Source organism: Methylobacter sp. BlB1 (assembly GCF_015476545.1).
Lineage (GTDB): Bacteria > Pseudomonadota > Gammaproteobacteria > Methylococcales > Methylomonadaceae > Methylobacter.
In genome coordinates this window covers 19,191-35,709 of record NZ_JADMKV010000050.1, presented here as the reverse complement: position 1 = coordinate 35,709, position 16,519 = coordinate 19,191, and the positions used below count along the sequence as shown (strand labels likewise).

Sequence of the window (16,519 nt, the reverse complement as noted above, 5' to 3'; positions counted from 1 at the left end):
TGAGCTACATTTGGGGCATCTAACCATGATCACTGACTCGGTAAAAATGGATTAGGTTAGCTCAAACCATACCAAATTAACAATGCCGAATTTTCTTCTTGATTTCTGCGATTTCATGAAATGCCCGGACTAAGGGCTTGAAATCTGCAACCATCTGACGACGACTGACCGGCAAGGTGCGGGTCGATCGGATTTAAGAAACCTGATCTTCATAGGTCATCCAGCGATCCCTCGGGCGGGCGAGAAGCGGAGTGAGTTGGCGGATCGTTTCGGCGTTCTGGTATTTTTCCCTGACAGCGTCCGCATTCGCACGACTCTGCCATTTAGCCAGAGCGATGATATGCCCTGACGCATCCTGATCAATGAAGATCTGATGCGAAATATAGCCGTCGAAACTTTTCATATCCGACCACACCTGGCGCGTGAGGCGCAGCCCTTCTTCTTCCGCACCGGGTTTCAGCCAAGTGTCCCAAATAACTGTGATCATTTAGTCTCTCCAGCATGCGGCCGATCTATAAAACCAATTAACGGACTTCGATCATTTCTCCTGTCATAATGTCAATCTTGACAACGACGGGATGGCCATCGCGGACAGTCCTGACCACATAGTACCGGTCTATTCGTTCGATACTCTGAATTTCGCCGTAGCCGGCAGAAGATACACGTACGCGGGCTACTTCTTCCGACATGACGCCTACTCCGGATTCCGATTCCGGTACTGGCGATTCATATTCATCGGCATGAGTATTGACTATGGGTATCGAGATCAACATCAAGATAAGGATAAGTTGCCTTTTTAGTGAGTGTTTCATCACCAGTTCTCCTCTCTTTTCCTATCCTTGTGAGATAGCGGGTTCATAACCCTGACATGGAAAAACTATGGAATCATTAACCGATTGGGGGCCTCACGGTTATCAGTCGCTGCTTGGGTACGCGACGCTAAAGTTACGCAAACATGATCGCCTGGGAATGCTTCGCGCCAGACATAGCCTTGCCGGCATGTATCCGGGCCATACGGTCCGCCGCCCGGATTGCGGCGGGAGGCGGCGGCTGCATTGTCCTGCCGGGTTTGTGTACGAATCTGGCTGGTCACGCAAACCCAATCGCTCGCATCGGCTTCCCTCCAGACATAGCCCTGTTTGCAGGTATTAGGCCCATAGACGAAACGAGCCGGATTGCGCCGATTGGTGGCTTGGGAATTGTCTTGCTGGGCTTGTGTCCGAACAGCGGGCGTCACGCAAACATGATCGCTGGGGATTACTTCACGCCAGACGTAGCCTTGCCTGCATGTGTCCGGACCATACGGTCCGCCGCCCGGATTACGGCGGGAGGCGGCTGCTGCGTTGTCCGTACGAGCCTGAGCCCGTGTTGCGACAGTAACGCATACCTTGTCGCCAGAGAAGGCTTCACGCCAAACATAGCCTATGAGACAACGGGATGCATATTCGCTTTGAACAGTCACCTGCGCCTGATTGGGTCCAATTGCAGCTGATCTCGGATTGACCTGGATGACGACCCCATCGCGGTTTAAACTTTGCACAGGCGCTCGGCTGCCACTGCGTTCCCTCAGCAAGAAAGAAAGATACCGGCCATCTGAATGACGCTTCACTTCATGGATCAATACGATGTCGGCAGGAATTCCCGAATCCCAGCCATCACGTTTTCGGAACTCAATAGTGAAATAGTGGAATGGATCGGCAGGATCGAACGGCACCCGAACATGCAGGTCACCGGGGACTTCAGGATGGTTCAGTGCGGCAAGGGTTAATGTGGCGCGCGAAATGCCGTCAGCACTGAATGTCCGGATTCGATGCCTCGGAAACCACCCCATGCGATCAACGTGATAGCCATTGAGGCCAGGGCCGCCGTTACCGAATTCAGGATTGGGGCGCGCAAACACGTTAGCGTAGCTCATAACATCCCAAGGATCGTCATACTCGGCATTTGTCGCGGCATCGGAGAACGAGTGGTGAAGGCCGAGTCCATGTCCATTTTCATGCCCTAATCCACCAATATCCACATTGTCCGGGAAAAATGCACGTCCGACACCGCCATACAAGTCCACACCTGGGGAGGTAATGGCGGCAATAAGATGACCTTGCGGGACGGTATACGGTGATACAGGATCGTTACGTGCCGCTGCCACACAATCAGTGACCAGTTCTCCTCGTTTCGGATTAGGGCCGCCTGCTTTTGCCTGCGCCTGTGCGAGAGTGAGAGATTCCTGATGCCAGCCGGTGACAACGGCATTGGCGAAATCAACCCCGTTATATGAAACAGCGCGCCAGTAATCCGCAAACGAACCATTACCTCGCCCTAGAATCATACGGCGATAAAAATTAACGTCATACGGAGGTTGTGGACTATCGCTGAATGTGCAGAGTATAGCACTCAGCCCGATCTGCCCTCGGAAAGGCCGAGCGTCAGCAACATTGACCAATACAATTAATGCCGTTACTGCCAGGAAAGATAGCTTCTTGATCCAAAGATTGTATCCGAGAATCCCTCTCAGTATTACCATAGGCCTCATCATTGTATTGACCTCCATTTTTAATAAATGGTGTTTGTTCTTGCCAAACCAAGTTGAGCGTCATGATAGGGCGCGCCTGGCTTGCGCTGAGCCTCTTCTTCGAGGGAAATAAATACCGCCCCATGCATGGTCTTTTCTTCTGTGCTCAGTTGGCGCTTATTCTCCATTTTATGGAGTTCACCAACTAGCGAAATCACATGGGGCCAGACACATCCTATATAGCAAATGGATGTAGCGTGCAGTCCTGGTAAAGAGGCTGGTTATTGATCTTGATGAGCCAGGCCAGATTTCAGCTGCCAAGGCACTATTGTTCATATTTCGGATCGGATTGCTATTCGTGCTATTACTGTCTGCCTTAGCTAATAGTTTATAGGGCCTATAGACAGTCTCGTCTTAAAGCGGCTCTTGATCATCCGTAGATAATCATAGATTATGTGGCATGCTTATAAGGAAAATCACAACTTCAGGTATCGTTCCGGCTCAGAGCGCGCAACGTTCTCTGCAGGCAGTCGGCCACGCGCCGCCGGTCGGTTTCGTTGGCGATTTGCGAGGCGTCTTCGCCGATGAGCCGGGCATGCCGTACCAGCACGGCGCGGTCTTGATCGCGATGCAGATCAGGCGCAATTTTGGCGATGATTTCGAGAAGATGCGGCATCACATCAGTATTGTCGGCGCCGTAATAACGGATCTGGTCGAAGGCGGCGTGCGCCAGTTCCTCGAAATCGAGCGTACAGGCAATTACGCGTAACTGTCCGTCTTCGTCCTGACGCAACGTTGTTGGCAGTTCACGTCTTGCCACGCCGCACAGCGATGCGCCCAGCCAGTCGATGCAGGTCAGAGCGGTGAAGGGTTCGTTGATGCCCGGCGAAAGTGCATGGAGCGCGATTTCGACCAGTTGCTGCACTATGTACAGCGCGTTCTGGTGGGGAGTGCGGTGCGGGCCTTGGCTGAAGCAGGCGCGCAAATCGAGCTCTAAATCATGATTGACGTTCGAACGCGGCTTCACGCGCAGCAAAGGCTCGGCGTGCGTCACAAAAGCACCGGGGCGTTTTTCCAGTTTCAGCATCAGATCGTGCCGGATCGCCAGCCGCATCAATTGTTCATTGCCCATGCCCTGAAGATAGCCGTTGGCGGCCGATATCACGACATGCGCTGCCTGCCATTGGCTTTCGTCGGGTAAACGGCATGGTTTCGTACGTTGCCTTGCGGCAGCCCGATGCGTTCGGGAAATAGAACAGGCAGCGGTTTTTGAAATTCCGCGCCCACATCCGCGATGAGATTTTCGGCCTGAATGCCTTGCGAAACATGATGAATGAAATAGATCAGGACCGCAAGCGACGCAAGCTCCAGCAGCATGCCGATGTTCACCGGCAGATACGGTACGAAGCGGGATGCCTCGACCGAGTGTTCCGACCGCACCGTCCGCAAGACAAACAGTAGACAAAGGTGGTTTGGTTGTCGAGTTGAACGGAAATCGGTATCAGCTTTGCAAGGCTATTGAAAACCGGGGAATATTTCTGAGCCATCCTGATGAGCTCCTCCTTCTGATTCTCGGAATCATCGGCCTCGATTTTGAAGTACACCCGGATATTCTTATAACCGACGGGAACCTCCTCCGATATGCCCAAAAAGCCGCGAAGGTCCTGGGCGCCTTCATATCCGGATTCCACTTTCTTGAGTTCCATCCGTACCGTCGCTGATAGTTTGGTTTCTCCACTACAACCCCATTTTCAATTTGGCCAGCAAGTCCTGAAGCTCGGATTTAGGCGAAACCCGCGTTTGATAAATCGCCTGGATAGTGCGGCTGATTTCCGGATCGGTCAAGTAGCGGAATTTCACATGCTCCGCATCCTTCGGCACGGTGAATTCCGGCAGCAGCGCGACGCCGATCCCGGCCTTTACCATGTTCAGTATCCATTCCTCGCTATTGCTGCGGTAGGTGGGGTAAAGATCGATGTGCCTGTCCTGACAAACGCTTTTGAGCTTGTCGCGCAGTTCGCAGTTGAGCCGGTCCAGATAGGGTTCTGATTGAATGGCTTTTAAATCGATACGCTGCGATTGATTGAAGCGATGCCTGGCGCTGAAGGCGACGACATAGCGTTCCTCGTAAAGCGGCAGAAATTGATAGGCGCCTTCCTGTAAGTCTGTCGGCGCGCTAATCACCAGATCCAGATAGCCGGCATCCAATTGGGTCAGTAAGCTGCTTTCGCTGTCGACGATCAATTCCAGCTCGATGCGGGGATAAGCCTGCTGGTAGTCGGCAAAAACGGCACTCAAGCGATGCGAGCTGATGGTGGCCATCATGCCAACCCGCAAAGGAACGGTGTTCAAGCGGGTAAAGCGTATGGCCTCGGCTTTGATCGCCTGGGCTTCACGAAAAATCTGCCGGAGATTGGGCTCAACCAAACGCCCCAGGTCAGTCAGCCGGCAACCGGCTCTATCCCGGCTGAACAACTCACCGCCCAGTTCCTCTTCCAGTTTTTTGATCGCCTGCGTCAAGGAGGGCTGGGAAATATAGGCGGATTGCGCGGCGCGAGTGAAAGTGCCTTGGGCGCACACCGCCAGGAAGTAGCGAATCTGATGCATTTCCATGATTAGACCATCTCATAGATAGGAAAAACCTATTGTTCCATAGAAAGCCAGTATTTTACAAACCCTATCAATAGGTTTTACATAGCCCAACCTGTCAACAACTATATGAGAAAGCTATGAAAGCTGCAAAATTGATTGTGATGTACCCGGTGCCTGTCGACCGGGCCTTGTTCGAACGGCGCTATACGGAAGAGCATGTGCCGATGGCTGTCGAAAAACTGGCCGGCAAAACCCGCTTCGTCGCCTCACTGATTACTTCAACCGCGGGTAATGCGCCGGCTCCTTTTCATCGTATCGCCGAAGTGTATTTTCCGTCGATGGCCGAGCTTGAGGCCTGCCTGCATTCCGAAGGCGGCCAGGAAACGGCCAGCCATGCCATGGAAATTTCCAGCGGCGGCGCGCCTTTATTTCTGATTTCCGAAGTCGAAACCTTCGATTTCCAATAAGGCACGGCAGGAGTTTCTATGAACCAACACCATACTCCAGGCAATCGGCGGCACTGCCGCCGCAATTATGATATACGGTTGATGTTGCTTTTTTTTCTGCTGGCCGGCGTCCCCTTCGCAGCGCAGGCCCATCGCGGCGCCGCCGATGAAATCGATGCCTGCAATATCCGCGTGGGCCTCGAACGCGTGCATTTCACCGCCTATACGCCGGCATTGTCAGGCAACAGGGAGTATTGCAAGGCGATTCCGCAACTCGGTGAGACTCATCTGGTTTTTGATTACGAGGGCAAGCAACTGCGCAATTTCAGCGTCGAATTCGAGATTACCAAGGAACCGGAAGGCACTCGGATTTTTTATCAGGAACCGCAAAAAATAAAAACCGGCACCACAAATGGCGTGGTCGATTTCCGCCAATACGGAGCGGGCAATTATCTGGCGCATATCGCCATCGTCGATAAGGACAAACGCCTCGACACCCATATTCCATTCTCGGTGGGTATCGAAGACGCCGACCAGAAAAGCTTCAGTCCGCTGCTGGCGACCACCCTGGGCCTGTTGTTGGTTATCTGTTTGCTGATCGGATTCGTCCTGATGAAGGAAAAGTCGAGAGCATGACAGCCAAAGCGCCGTCCTGAACCCGATAGACGATGCAACTTCCCGGAGACCCATGATGATCAATTTTTCCCGCTTAAAGCCTTATCTGACTTCGCGTAACAAATGGCTGGCGATGTTATTTCTGTTGCCGGTTTTGCTGGCTTTCGTGTTGTTGCTTATGGACAATAGCGGCGACTTTGCCCAAATGGGCACGGCCTCTTACCGGCCCGAATCGGTCCAGGGCCGCTGCCAACCGGATCTGCTGGCCGGCGAAGCCGGCGCCAGCCATGGCGAATCAACCCAGGATGGGATCAAATACAACGTCCGCACGCCGCTCAATTACGATCCGTCCATTGCCCACCCGCTGTTGCTGGTCTTGTCGCCGGCCGGCTCTAACCGGGCCAAAACCGAAAAGACCACGGGCCTGACGCTTCCGGCAACAACAGCCGGCTTCATCGTCGCCTATGCGGACCATCCGGAATTGTCGCCTACCACAACCATTGACCTGGGCACTATTCCCAAGCGGGTGGCCGAAAAGTGGTGCATCGATGAAAAGCGGATTTTTATTACCGGCCATTCCGACGGCGGCACTGCGGCGATGGCTTTGGCATTCATGGCCGGAACCCGGCACATTCCTGGCGCCATAGCCCCCAGCGCCGCCGGCATCAGTTACCAGGACCTGCGCGACCGCCAATGCCCGAAACCGCTGCCGGTCATGATCATGCACAGCGCCAACGATCACCTGTTTCCCGGCTATGGTCTCGAGTCGTCGGGGTGGTGGGCGGCCTGCAATAAATGCGACCCGATCCCGGAAAAGCTGGTCAACGGTTGTTTCGGCTATTCCGGCTGTGCCAACGATGTTAAAACCTGGTACTGCGAAGGCGATAAACTGCATGCGCAGTGGCCGGCTATTAACGGCACGCTCATCGATTTTTTTGCTTCATCGGGCCGTCGGCAGCGATAGTTTCACCGGGTTGGAACGTTGCAGGCTGGCTTTATCAACCCAGCCTGCACGACTGTGCATCTGCCCCATCAGTAAATACAGCAAAGCCAGATTGGCAAACAGCAACAGCGCTGACAGTCCTTTCCAGAAACCGGTTGGGTTACGCTACGCTCTTGTGCCCTTCAGGGTAAATCAGACCTACAGATATCTATTTTGATTTAAAATATATTATTTATTAACTTAATGACAGTGACCGTTTACACGGATTACAAAGCCAACGTTAACAGCTATAATCGGTCCGGTATCAAATCTATTCATGGAATGAATTCTATGGAAAGCAATCAGCCAACACCGGAACAACAAGCCAGAGCAGGGATCGACCAAAAACTGCTTCAGGCCGGTTGAGTGATTCAGGATAAATCCCCCCCAATCTCTATTATTAACAGAATGTCGCCTCATGGATAAAAAGAAACTCAGCGAACGCGACATCTGCACCAAATTCATCACTCCCGCCATTCTGGAGGCGGGCTGGCAGCAGTCTCAGTTTCGAGAAGAAGTAAAACTGACAGACGGCCGTGTGATGGTCCGTGGCAAATTGGCCGCTCGTATCAAAAATCCTGATGCTAAAGGGGGCCCAAAACGCGCGGACTATGTCCTTTATGCTCGACCTAATGTGCCGATCGCGGTCGTTGAAGCGAAACAAAACAAATTCAAAGTCGGCCAGGGTATGCAACAGGCCCTGGACTATGCCGAGATGCTGGATGTGCCATTTTCCATAAGTTCCAATGGCGATGGCTTTTTGCTCCACGACAGCACGGGCCTGACCAAGCCAACCGAGCGCGAACTGAGTCTGAAGGAATTTCCAAGCCTCGATCAGCTGTGGCCTCTATATCTGCAATGGAAGGGACTAACGACCGAGGAATCACTCCAGTTAATCGAACAGCCCTATTATAGCGATGGCACGGGCAAGGCACCGCGTTATTACCAGCGAGTAGCCATCAATAGAACGATCGAAGCCATAGCCAATGGACAAGATCGCATATTGCTCGTCATGGCCACTGGCACAGGCAAAACCTATACGGCATTTCAGATTATTTGGCGGCTATGGAAAGCCAAAAAGAAAAAACGTATTTTGTTTCTTGCGGATAGAAATATTCTCGTTGACCAAACCATGCAACAAGACTTTTCGCCATTTGGCGAAGTCATGCATAAGATCACCAATCGCGAAGTCAAAAAAAATTACGAAATTTACCTGTGCTTATATCAGGCAGTGACGGGAAAGGAAGAGTGGAAAAAGATCTATCGCCAGTTCCCGGAAGACTTCTTTGATCTGGTTGTGATTGACGAGTGCCATCGGGGAAGCGCTGATGAGGATTCCGCGTGGCACGAAGTTCTGGACTATTTCAAAGCCGCCACACACCTGGGATTAACCGCGACGCCAAGAGAAACGAAAGACATATCGAATAGCCGCTATTTCGGGGATCCCATTTATACCTATTCACTCAAACAAGGCATCCAGGACGGTTTCCTTGCGCCGTATAAAGTCATTCGCATAGTTAGCGATAAAGACGCGGCAGGCTATACGCCCGAAAAAGGTAAAGTCGACAAAGCAGGAAATTTAATCCCCCAGCGGGAATACAACACCAAGGATTTCGACCGGAATTTGGTTCTGGAAAAACGAACCCGCTTCGTAGCGAGAAAAGTCTGGGAATATTTAAGTGAAACCGACCCCTATGCGAAGACCATCGTATTCTGTGATGACCAGGACCATGCCGAAAGAATGCGGCAAGAACTGGTAAAACTGATTCCCGAAGCCGCAAGCAATCGCAAATACGTGATGCGGATTACCGGTGATGACTCGGAAGGCAAAGCGCAACTGTCCTATTTTATCGACAATGATGAAAAGTTCCCCGTCATTGCAACCACCTCAAAATTACTGACCACAGGGGTGGACGCCAAAACCTGCAAGCTGATTGTGCTGGATCAGAACATCAACTCCATGACCGAGTTTAAGCAAATCGTCGGTCGCGGCACCCGCCTGCGTGAAGACTATAACAAGTTGTACTTTACCATCATGGATTTCAAGGGCGCGACGCGTTTATTCGCGGACCCGGACTTCGATGGCGAGCCTGTGGTGATATACGAACCCAAGGAAGAAGACCCCATCGTTCCGCCGGATGACATGATCACGGAAGAAATGAATAATATTAATGAGCCCGAGCCGCCATACGAATCGGGCGGTGAAGAAGGCGAGCCGGGTGAAGGCCGTATCAAGTACTATATCGATGATGTTGAAGTGGGCGAAGGTGTCGTACAAACCCGTTATCTGGATGCTGATGGCAAACTCATCACCGAAGACCTTCGCGACTATTCACGGCGAAAGCTCAAGGAAGAATTCGGCTCGCTCAAGGATTTTCTCAAACGCTGGAGTGAAACCGATCGCAAGCAAAAAATATTACAGGAACTGGAAGACCAGGGAATACCCATTGATTTGATAAAAGAAGCCGTACCCAAGAGCGATGACTTTGATGTTTTCGACCTAGTCGCACATATCGCTTTTGATCAAAAGCCGCTGACCCGTCAGGAACGCGCCAATAGGGTGCAAAAACGGAATTATTTCGGCAAATACGGCGATCAAGCCCGTGCCGTGCTCGAATCCTTGCTCGAAAAATATGCGGATCACGGAATTGCAGACATCGAAGACCCAAAAATATTAGAATTACCGCCTTTTGACCAATACGGCACCAAAACCCAAATACGCCGAGGCATATTTGGCGGGCCGGAAAAATTCACCCAGGCATTAAGCGAGCTTGAGCAGGCACTTTACCAAGACGAAAGTGCGTAGGTCGGGTTAGCGTAGCGTAACCCGACGTTTTACGCCATCAATGTCGGGTTACGCTACGCTAACCCGACCTACGGCTACGGCGATGTTGCTCAAGCAATAAAGAGAAGTGTTTATGAACCTAAGCAGTACCATTAAATCCATCCAGGACATCATGCGTAAAGACGACGGTGTCGATGGCGATGCCCAACGTATCGGCCAGCTTACCTGGATGTTGTTTTTAAAAATATTCGATCAGCGCGAAGAAGATTGGGAGGACGATGCCGGAGACCGGGGCGAAACCTACCAGTCGCCATTGCCGGAGGCGTGCCGTTGGCGCAACTGGGCGAAATATAAAGACGGCAAGCCTCAGATTGCGCCCAATGAGCTGATCAACTATGTCAACGGCACCGTATTTCCCGGCCTGAAAGACATGAACATCGAAGGCGCGGAAAACAATGCGCATATCGCCAAGGCCAAGGTGGTGCGCGAAGTCTTTGTCGATTCCAATAATTACATGAAATCCGGCACCCTGATGCTGGGCGTCATTGAAAAGCTCGACGAAGCGATCAACTTTCACGATTTCAAAACCCGCCAACACCTCGGCGACATTTACGAGCAAATCCTCAACGACCTGCGTTCAGCAGGCAATGCCGGTGAGTTCTATACTCCGCGCGCCATTACCCAATTCATGGTGCAAAGGGTCAATCCCCAGTTGGGCGAAACGGTCCTGGACCCGGCTTGCGGCACCGGCGGCTTCTTGACCGCCGCTATTGATCATCTGAGCGGACAGCTCACTGATAAATCCAGTCCGGAACAAAAAAAATCCATCGAAGCATCGATTAGAGGCTTTGAGAAAAAGCAACTGCCGCATCTGCTCTGTACGACCAATATGCTGCTGCACGGCATCGATGTGCCGAGTCAGATAGAGCACCGCAATACCCTGGCTAAAGGCTGGAATGATTGGGGGCAGAACGACAAAGTGGATTGTGTGATCACTAATCCGCCTTTTGGGGGGATGGAAGACAATAAGTCTGGATCAGATTATCTAATCCAAACACGCGAAACAGCAGATATGTTTGTGACTTTAATTGTTAATAAGTTGCTCAAAGATGAAGGAGGCCGTGCAGCGATTGTATTGCCAGATGGCTTTCTGTTTGGTGAAGGCGTGAAAGCTCGTATTAAAGAAGAATTATTAACTAAATGCAATTTACACACGATTATCCGCCTGCCCAATGGCGTGTTTAATCCCTACACCAGTATCAAATCCAACCTGCTGTTTTTTACCAAAGGCAAACCGACGGAAACCATTTGGTTTTATGAGCACCCGTATCCGGAAGGCTATAAAAGCTACAGCAAAACCAAACCCATTCGGTTGGAAGAATTTGAGCAGGAAAAAGCCTGGTGGGGCAAGGAAAAAGATGACTTTGCCGAACGCCAGGAAAGCGAACTTGCCTGGAAAATCGATTTTAAATCGATTAAGGAAGCCGCCGAAGCGAAAGCAAAACCCTATTGGGATAAAGCAGAGAAACTTAAAAATGAAGCTTCCGATACATTAAGGCAGCGTAAGTATTTGACCGATACACTGGTTGGTCGGCGCAGTAGTGATGATTTAAAGCAGTTGCTTATAGTGCAATTGAAGGATTTAGAGTCTGATCTTAAAAATGAGACAGGGTCTCAGGAATATACGCTAGTGCTGATCAATGCCTTGGACGAAGCGATAAAACAAGGAAGCAATCAGAAAATTATTGAGTCCATGGAAAGCGCTGCTGATGATTTGAAAAAAAGCGCCGAAAACCTACAATCTCAGGCACGCGACGAACAAGCCGCGGGCGACCGCATCTACTGGCCGATCTACAATCTGGACATCAAGAATCCCAATGCGCCGGAAGCGGAAAGCCATGACCCGGACGAACTGCTGATCAAATACAAACAACTGCTGGCGGATATCGAGGAAACGCAAAACCTGCTAAAAGACGAACTCGCCGCGGCCCTTGCCCACCATTTTGAAGAAGAGGAACAAGCCTGATGGATGCCAAGCAGTTTTTGGCCGAGTTTGGGCATATTGTTAATGCGCCTGGTGGGGTGCAGCAATTGCGGGAGTTGGTGTTGCAATTTGCGGTACAGGGTCGACTTTTTGCAGAACGACAATCAAGGACTCTGTACCTTCTAAGCGATGTGGGTAAATGGGGTAGTGGTGGAACTCCTCTAAAGACGCACGCAGATTATTACGGAGGAGATATTCCTTGGTTAGTAATCGGTGACTTGAATGACGGGATTGTGACGTCTGCGTCTGGCTCAATCACACAAAAAGGACTTGAAAACAGCTCTGCCAAACTTATCCCGCCAGGTGCTCTATTGGTAGGAATGTATGGGTCGATTGGAAAGCTGGGTATAACCGGTTTTGAGTGTGCGACAAACCAAGCGATTGCACATTGCGTTGTTAACGAGGATTTAGCGCTAACTCGATATCTCTTTGTCTTCATCAGGGCAAATCGTAGTCATCTTTTTCTACAGGGAAAGGGACTTGCTCAGCAGAATATCTCGCAAACGATTCTTAAAGCCCAGAAAATTGAGTTACCACCAATCGAAGAACAGGCTCGCATCGTCGCCAAAGTCGATGAACTCATGGCGCTTTGCGACAAACTGGAAGCCCAACAACAAAAACGCCGCAAACTGCAAACCCTTACCCGCACCACCGCCCTGGACGCTCTCGCCAACGCTCAAAGCCCCCATGAACTCAAAGATGCTTGGCTGCGTGTGCAAAGTATTTTTCCCTTATTATTTGATGGTCCTGAGGATATCAATAATTTGCGTAATACCATTATGAATGCAGCAATCCGTGGGTACCTGACACGAAGAGGTGATTGCGACGCATCTGAACTACTAGCGAAGTGTCACACGCACAGGGAAAAATTGATCAAACAAAAAATAATTAAAAAGCCAAAGCAATACCAAGAACTTGTAGATTATCCTTTTACGATACCCAGCAATTGGGTGTGGGCGAAATTTAGTGAAATTGGTATTTTTGGAAGAGGGAAATCAAAGCATAGACCAAGAAATGATCCTAAGTTATTTCTTGATGGAAAATATCCATTCATTCAAACAGGTGATGTAGCCAGATCTGTCGGTAAAGGAATAACTAACTATAGCAAGAAATACAGCGAATTTGGTCTTGAACAAAGTCATATTTGGCCAGAAGAAACTCTATGTATTACGATTGCTGCAAATATTGCGGATAGTGCAATTTTAAAGATTAAAGCGTGCTTTCCTGACAGTGTCGTTGGCTTTATACCATTTGAATGTGTAGGTAATGTTGAGTACTTCGATCTTTTTGTTAGAACAGCAAAATCAAGTTTGTTGGAATATGCTCCTTCTACTGCACAAAAAAACATTAATTTGGGAATATTAGAGCAAGTAGCTATAACTTTGCCACCTAGAGAAGAGATGGAAGAGATTGTTACAAAGACATATCAATTGATGCAACTATGCGACCAACTTGAAAAACAGCTGACCAAAGCGAATAAAACGGCTAAGACCCTTGCCCAGGCCGCTATCGCATCCATTACCGGTAATGAAATTAAGGAAGTCGAAAAAGTGAAAATCCCAAAAACTGAATTAGTATCAACACTCAGACTAAAAGTCAGCCCCACCAACAAAGATCAGGCCCCGCTATCCGCCATTCTGGCCAAACACAATGGCGAACTTTCATCAAAAGCCTTATGGAATTATTCCGGCATGGATGATATTGATAAGTTTTACCAACAGCTCAAGACTGAAATGGCGCGTGACTGGATTGTGGAGCCTGAAAAGGCCCGCATGATTGAAAAAGATGCCGATAACCAGAGCGGGGCGGAGGCTGGCTGATGTTTATCCGCAGGTTAAAGATCAAGGAATTTCGCAACCTGAAAGATTTTGAGATTGCGTTTTCAGAAACAGCACAATTGCCGGCCGGCGAAACAAAAGCATTAAAAAGCCATGCGATTATCGGCCAGAATGGCTCGGGCAAATCCAATCTGCTGGAAGTAATCATAACCATCTTCAGGGATCTGGATTTAGACAATGTCGCTAGTCTGGATTATGAGATGGAATACGAACTGCGAGGCCATGTCATTAACCTTGAAGCCATGAAAGGTAAAAAGCCGAAAGTGCTGATCGATGGCGAAAAAAGCAGTACGAAAATAATCACCGATAATCCCCATACTTATCTACCTGCGCATATCTTCGCTTATTATTCCGGTAAAAATCAGCGCATCGAAGAACTGTTTTATCCCCACCTTGAGCGCTTCAATAAAAAAATGCGCTCCGGTTCCCAGGAATATATGCCTGCCCATTTATTGGAAAACTTCGATGGCACGGAAGCCAGTGCCGAGAAAATAAAGGTCCATGAAGAACGTGTGCAACGGGCGCGGCAGAATATGGGCAATGATGAACTGCGGCGTTTGTTTTATTGCCGTGGTCCGCATACCCAGCTTGTACTATTGTCTTGTCTGTTATCCGACGATCCGGTCTTTCGCCAGTTGACGGATGATCTTGGCATTATCGAGTTGGGTTCCGCCTTATTCGTATTAAAACAACCCCACTATTTAAAATCCAGGCTCGATGAAAATGACATCGCTAATGGCGACAGCCGTTTCTGGTATGCGGGCGGGACCGTCGTCAGTGAATTTCTGGATAAGCTTTGGGATGTGGCGATTGCGCCGATTGATCAAAAAGTCCAAAAACGCATCGATTTTCGTGGCCGTCGTGAGCAGCAAGAACAGCTCTACCTGTTTGTCCCCGATAACGAAAAGCTCAAGGAGTTGGGCGAAAAAGTCGGGCCGCCGAAATGGTTCTTTCGCTACGCGGAAGGGGCTTACATTGGCGACTTGATCGATGAAGTCAGAATTACCGTCAAACATAAAGACGTCGAAGGCAACATCAGCTTCGATCAATTATCGGAGGGCGAAGTCCAACTGCTGACCGTGCTCGGCCTGATGCGCATCACCAGCCAGGACCATTGCCTGTTTCTTTTGGACGAGCCGGATACCCACCTAAACCCGATCTGGAAACTGCGCTATTTTGATGACATCGAGAGAATCATCAAACAGGAAGAAGGCAAAACCCTTGCGGGCGATTCGCAAATCATCATCACCACCCACGATCCCATGATGGTCGGCAGCCTGCGAAAAGAGCAAGTACGAATACTTCGAAACGAGCGGGGAAGGTCGGCTGTTGACGAACCTGATGAGCATCCGCAAGGAATGGGAGTGGCTGGGTTACTAAAAAGCGATCTCTTTGGACTGCGCTCGACACTTGACTCGGAAACCCGGCGTCGCCTGGATAAACGCAACTATTTATATGCGCTGGGCCGGAAACGAACGCAATCCCAGGACGAGGAGCTATCACGACTCAGTGATGAATTATCTGATCTGGGTTTTTCATCGGATTTTAGAGATCCTTACTTTGAGTTGTTTGTTCAGAAAATGGCAATACATACAAAATTTCATAAGGAAATATTAACGCCTGAGGAAAAGAAAGAGCAGGATGCGATAGCTGATGAAATTATCGATGAGATCTTGAGGGAGGAAGGGGCAAAATGAGATTCATTGATATTGAAGGAAAGACACCTATCAATACGCCGCGCGATGCGGACTTTCCTGACTGGGAACCCTGGTCCCAAGAAGCCTGGGTGGCATGGCTGGCCCAGTCACAAGCTTATTATCAGCAGCTGGAAACCTTACACAATAATAGTGATATAGAGGGACGTAATAAATTTATAGATGACCATGCCGCTCATTGGGGCAGGTTAAAGTCCTGGCTGCAAGTGCTATCAAAGGGAAAGTGTTGGTTCTCAGAGGTAAAAGAACTATTTTCTCACTATGATGTAGAACACTTTCGACCTAAAAAAGAGACAAAAGCGCTGGACGGTACTGTCCGTGACGGCTATTGGTGGTTGGCTTTCGATTATACGAATTACCGATTATGCGGCAACGTAGGTAACCGTAAAAAAGGAGGATGGTTTCCTCTTAAAGAAGGATCGCTTGTCTCGGAATTCAATAACCGTTGCGAGGAATCGGAAGCCATTTATTTGCTCGATCCCACAGATCCGGATGATGTTAATTTAATTGCTTTTGATGAAGAGGGAAACGCTATCGCCGCACCTGGGATTTCTGATTGGGAAAAGCAAAGAGTTGAAGAAACGATTAAGCGATTGAAGCTAAATGAACATGCGGCACTGCCTGAAGAGCGCAGAAAAATATGGCAAAAAGTATCGCAGGAAATAGAGCTATATTTAAAAGCTAAATCCCGCTGTTCACATGGGGGTAACCCAGCCGCAAAACAAAAAGTACGAGATCATCTGATTAACATAAGATCGATGACCCAAGCGGGCGCGGAACTTTCTTCTGTCGCGAGATGGTGTATTTTATTTAGAAATGAGCCGCAATTAATAAGGTTAGCTGCCTGATGGCTATAACCATATCATCACATCGAAGTCGCTGATGCGTTCAATGTCCCGCGAAAAAAGTCTACCAAATGAGCATAGCGAGTGCTTTTATTGTTGGTTCGTATTGAAACAAAGAGTCACCAAAAAATTAAGCAGTCCAAAGAGG

Annotated in this window: 14 protein-coding genes and 1 pseudogene; 8 read left to right on the top strand and 7 right to left on the bottom strand. The window is 49.6% G+C overall.

What is annotated here, in order from left to right; translation table 11 throughout:
* Positions 1-193: 193 nt before the first annotated feature.
* The 7 genes and pseudogenes from IT781_RS16460 to IT781_RS16430 all read right to left on the bottom strand — a co-directional run bounded on the left by IT781_RS16460 (position 194) and on the right by IT781_RS16430 (position 5,122).
* Entirely contained in the window at positions 194-487 is a 294-nt protein-coding gene (locus tag IT781_RS16460) for an antibiotic biosynthesis monooxygenase (protein ID WP_194971267.1), read from the bottom strand.
* Positions 488-524: 37 nt separating this feature from the next.
* Complete coding sequence (locus IT781_RS16455; protein WP_194971266.1) at positions 525-812, bottom strand: hypothetical protein; 288 nt, start codon at positions 810-812, stop codon at positions 525-527.
* A gap of 65 nt (positions 813-877) precedes the next feature.
* Positions 878-2,521 (bottom strand): hypothetical protein, encoded by a 1,644-nt coding sequence (locus tag IT781_RS16450; RefSeq protein ID WP_194971265.1) that lies wholly within the window; start codon positions 2,519-2,521, stop codon positions 878-880.
* Positions 2,522-2,550: 29 nt separating this feature from the next.
* The gene (locus tag IT781_RS16445; protein WP_194971264.1) at positions 2,551-2,697 is read right to left on the bottom strand and encodes a hypothetical protein; all 147 of its coding nucleotides are present in this window, start codon (positions 2,695-2,697) and stop codon (positions 2,551-2,553) included.
* 296 nt (positions 2,698-2,993) lie between these two features.
* A pseudogene (locus IT781_RS16440) lies at positions 2,994-3,949 on the bottom strand (DUF2254 domain-containing protein).
* Positions 3,895-4,215, bottom strand: coding sequence for an OsmC family protein (locus IT781_RS16435; protein ID WP_194971263.1), 321 nt, complete (start codon positions 4,213-4,215; stop codon positions 3,895-3,897). Before IT781_RS16435 ends, IT781_RS16440 begins: the two are co-directional and overlap by 55 nt.
* Positions 4,216-4,246: 31 nt before the next feature.
* Positions 4,247-5,122: a LysR family transcriptional regulator gene (locus IT781_RS16430; protein WP_194971262.1), complete on the bottom strand. Its 876-nt coding sequence runs from the start codon at positions 5,120-5,122 to the stop codon at positions 4,247-4,249.
* 116 nt (positions 5,123-5,238) lie between these two features.
* On the opposite strand from IT781_RS16430, the gene IT781_RS16425 reads away from it, so the two are divergent.
* The 8 genes from IT781_RS16425 (at position 5,239) to IT781_RS16390 (ending at position 16,374) form a co-directional block, all read left to right on the top strand.
* Positions 5,239-5,568: an EthD family reductase gene (locus IT781_RS16425; RefSeq protein WP_194971261.1), complete on the top strand. Its 330-nt coding sequence runs from the start codon at positions 5,239-5,241 to the stop codon at positions 5,566-5,568.
* 18 nt (positions 5,569-5,586) lie between these two features.
* Positions 5,587-6,183 (top strand): hypothetical protein, encoded by a 597-nt coding sequence (locus IT781_RS16420; protein ID WP_228779220.1) that lies wholly within the window; start codon positions 5,587-5,589, stop codon positions 6,181-6,183.
* A 52-nt stretch (positions 6,184-6,235) separates the two neighbouring features.
* Positions 6,236-7,126 carry a PHB depolymerase family esterase gene (locus tag IT781_RS16415; RefSeq protein ID WP_228779219.1) on the top strand — a complete coding sequence of 297 codons (891 nt, stop codon included), beginning with the start codon at positions 6,236-6,238 and terminating at the stop codon, positions 7,124-7,126.
* Between the two features lie 436 nt (positions 7,127-7,562).
* The gene (hsdR, locus tag IT781_RS16410) at positions 7,563-9,950 is read left to right on the top strand and encodes an EcoAI/FtnUII family type I restriction enzme subunit R (protein ID WP_194971260.1); all 2,388 of its coding nucleotides are present in this window, start codon (positions 7,563-7,565) and stop codon (positions 9,948-9,950) included.
* Between the two features lie 112 nt (positions 9,951-10,062).
* Positions 10,063-11,955, top strand: coding sequence for a type I restriction-modification system subunit M (locus IT781_RS16405; protein ID WP_194971259.1), 1,893 nt, complete (start codon positions 10,063-10,065; stop codon positions 11,953-11,955).
* Positions 11,955-13,793: a restriction endonuclease subunit S gene (locus IT781_RS16400; protein ID WP_194971258.1), complete on the top strand. Its 1,839-nt coding sequence runs from the start codon at positions 11,955-11,957 to the stop codon at positions 13,791-13,793. The genes IT781_RS16405 and IT781_RS16400 overlap by 1 nt, the downstream gene beginning before the upstream one ends.
* Positions 13,793-15,508 carry an AAA family ATPase gene (locus IT781_RS16395; RefSeq protein ID WP_194971257.1) on the top strand — a complete coding sequence of 572 codons (1,716 nt, stop codon included), beginning with the start codon at positions 13,793-13,795 and terminating at the stop codon, positions 15,506-15,508. Before IT781_RS16400 ends, IT781_RS16395 begins: the two co-directional genes overlap by 1 nt.
* Positions 15,505-16,374, top strand: coding sequence for a hypothetical protein (locus tag IT781_RS16390; RefSeq protein ID WP_194971256.1), 870 nt, complete (start codon positions 15,505-15,507; stop codon positions 16,372-16,374). The genes IT781_RS16395 and IT781_RS16390 overlap by 4 nt, the downstream gene beginning before the upstream one ends.
* Positions 16,375-16,519: the final 145 nt, after the last annotated feature.

Coding starts and splice junctions, on each gene's coding strand:
- IT781_RS16445 (WP_194971264.1), bottom strand. CDS start 2,697: ATGGAGAATAAGCGCCAACTGAGCACAGAAGAAAAGACCATGCATGGG.
- IT781_RS16405 (WP_194971259.1), top strand. CDS start 10,063: ATGAACCTAAGCAGTACCATTAAATCCATCCAGGACATCATGCGTAAA.
- IT781_RS16435 (WP_194971263.1), bottom strand. CDS start 4,215: ATGGAACTCAAGAAAGTGGAATCCGGATATGAAGGCGCCCAGGACCTT.
- IT781_RS16395 (WP_194971257.1), top strand. CDS start 13,793: ATGTTTATCCGCAGGTTAAAGATCAAGGAATTTCGCAACCTGAAAGAT.
- IT781_RS16460 (WP_194971267.1), bottom strand. CDS start 487: ATGATCACAGTTATTTGGGACACTTGGCTGAAACCCGGTGCGGAAGAA.
- IT781_RS16420 (WP_228779220.1), top strand. CDS start 5,587: ATGAACCAACACCATACTCCAGGCAATCGGCGGCACTGCCGCCGCAAT.
- IT781_RS16415 (WP_228779219.1), top strand. CDS start 6,236: ATGATGATCAATTTTTCCCGCTTAAAGCCTTATCTGACTTCGCGTAAC.
- IT781_RS16425 (WP_194971261.1), top strand. CDS start 5,239: ATGAAAGCTGCAAAATTGATTGTGATGTACCCGGTGCCTGTCGACCGG.
- IT781_RS16430 (WP_194971262.1), bottom strand. CDS start 5,122: ATGGAAATGCATCAGATTCGCTACTTCCTGGCGGTGTGCGCCCAAGGC.
- IT781_RS16400 (WP_194971258.1), top strand. CDS start 11,955: ATGGATGCCAAGCAGTTTTTGGCCGAGTTTGGGCATATTGTTAATGCG.
- IT781_RS16390 (WP_194971256.1), top strand. CDS start 15,505: ATGAGATTCATTGATATTGAAGGAAAGACACCTATCAATACGCCGCGC.
- IT781_RS16450 (WP_194971265.1), bottom strand. CDS start 2,521: ATGGTAATACTGAGAGGGATTCTCGGATACAATCTTTGGATCAAGAAG.
- IT781_RS16455 (WP_194971266.1), bottom strand. CDS start 812: ATGAAACACTCACTAAAAAGGCAACTTATCCTTATCTTGATGTTGATC.
- hsdR (WP_194971260.1), top strand. CDS start 7,563: ATGGATAAAAAGAAACTCAGCGAACGCGACATCTGCACCAAATTCATC.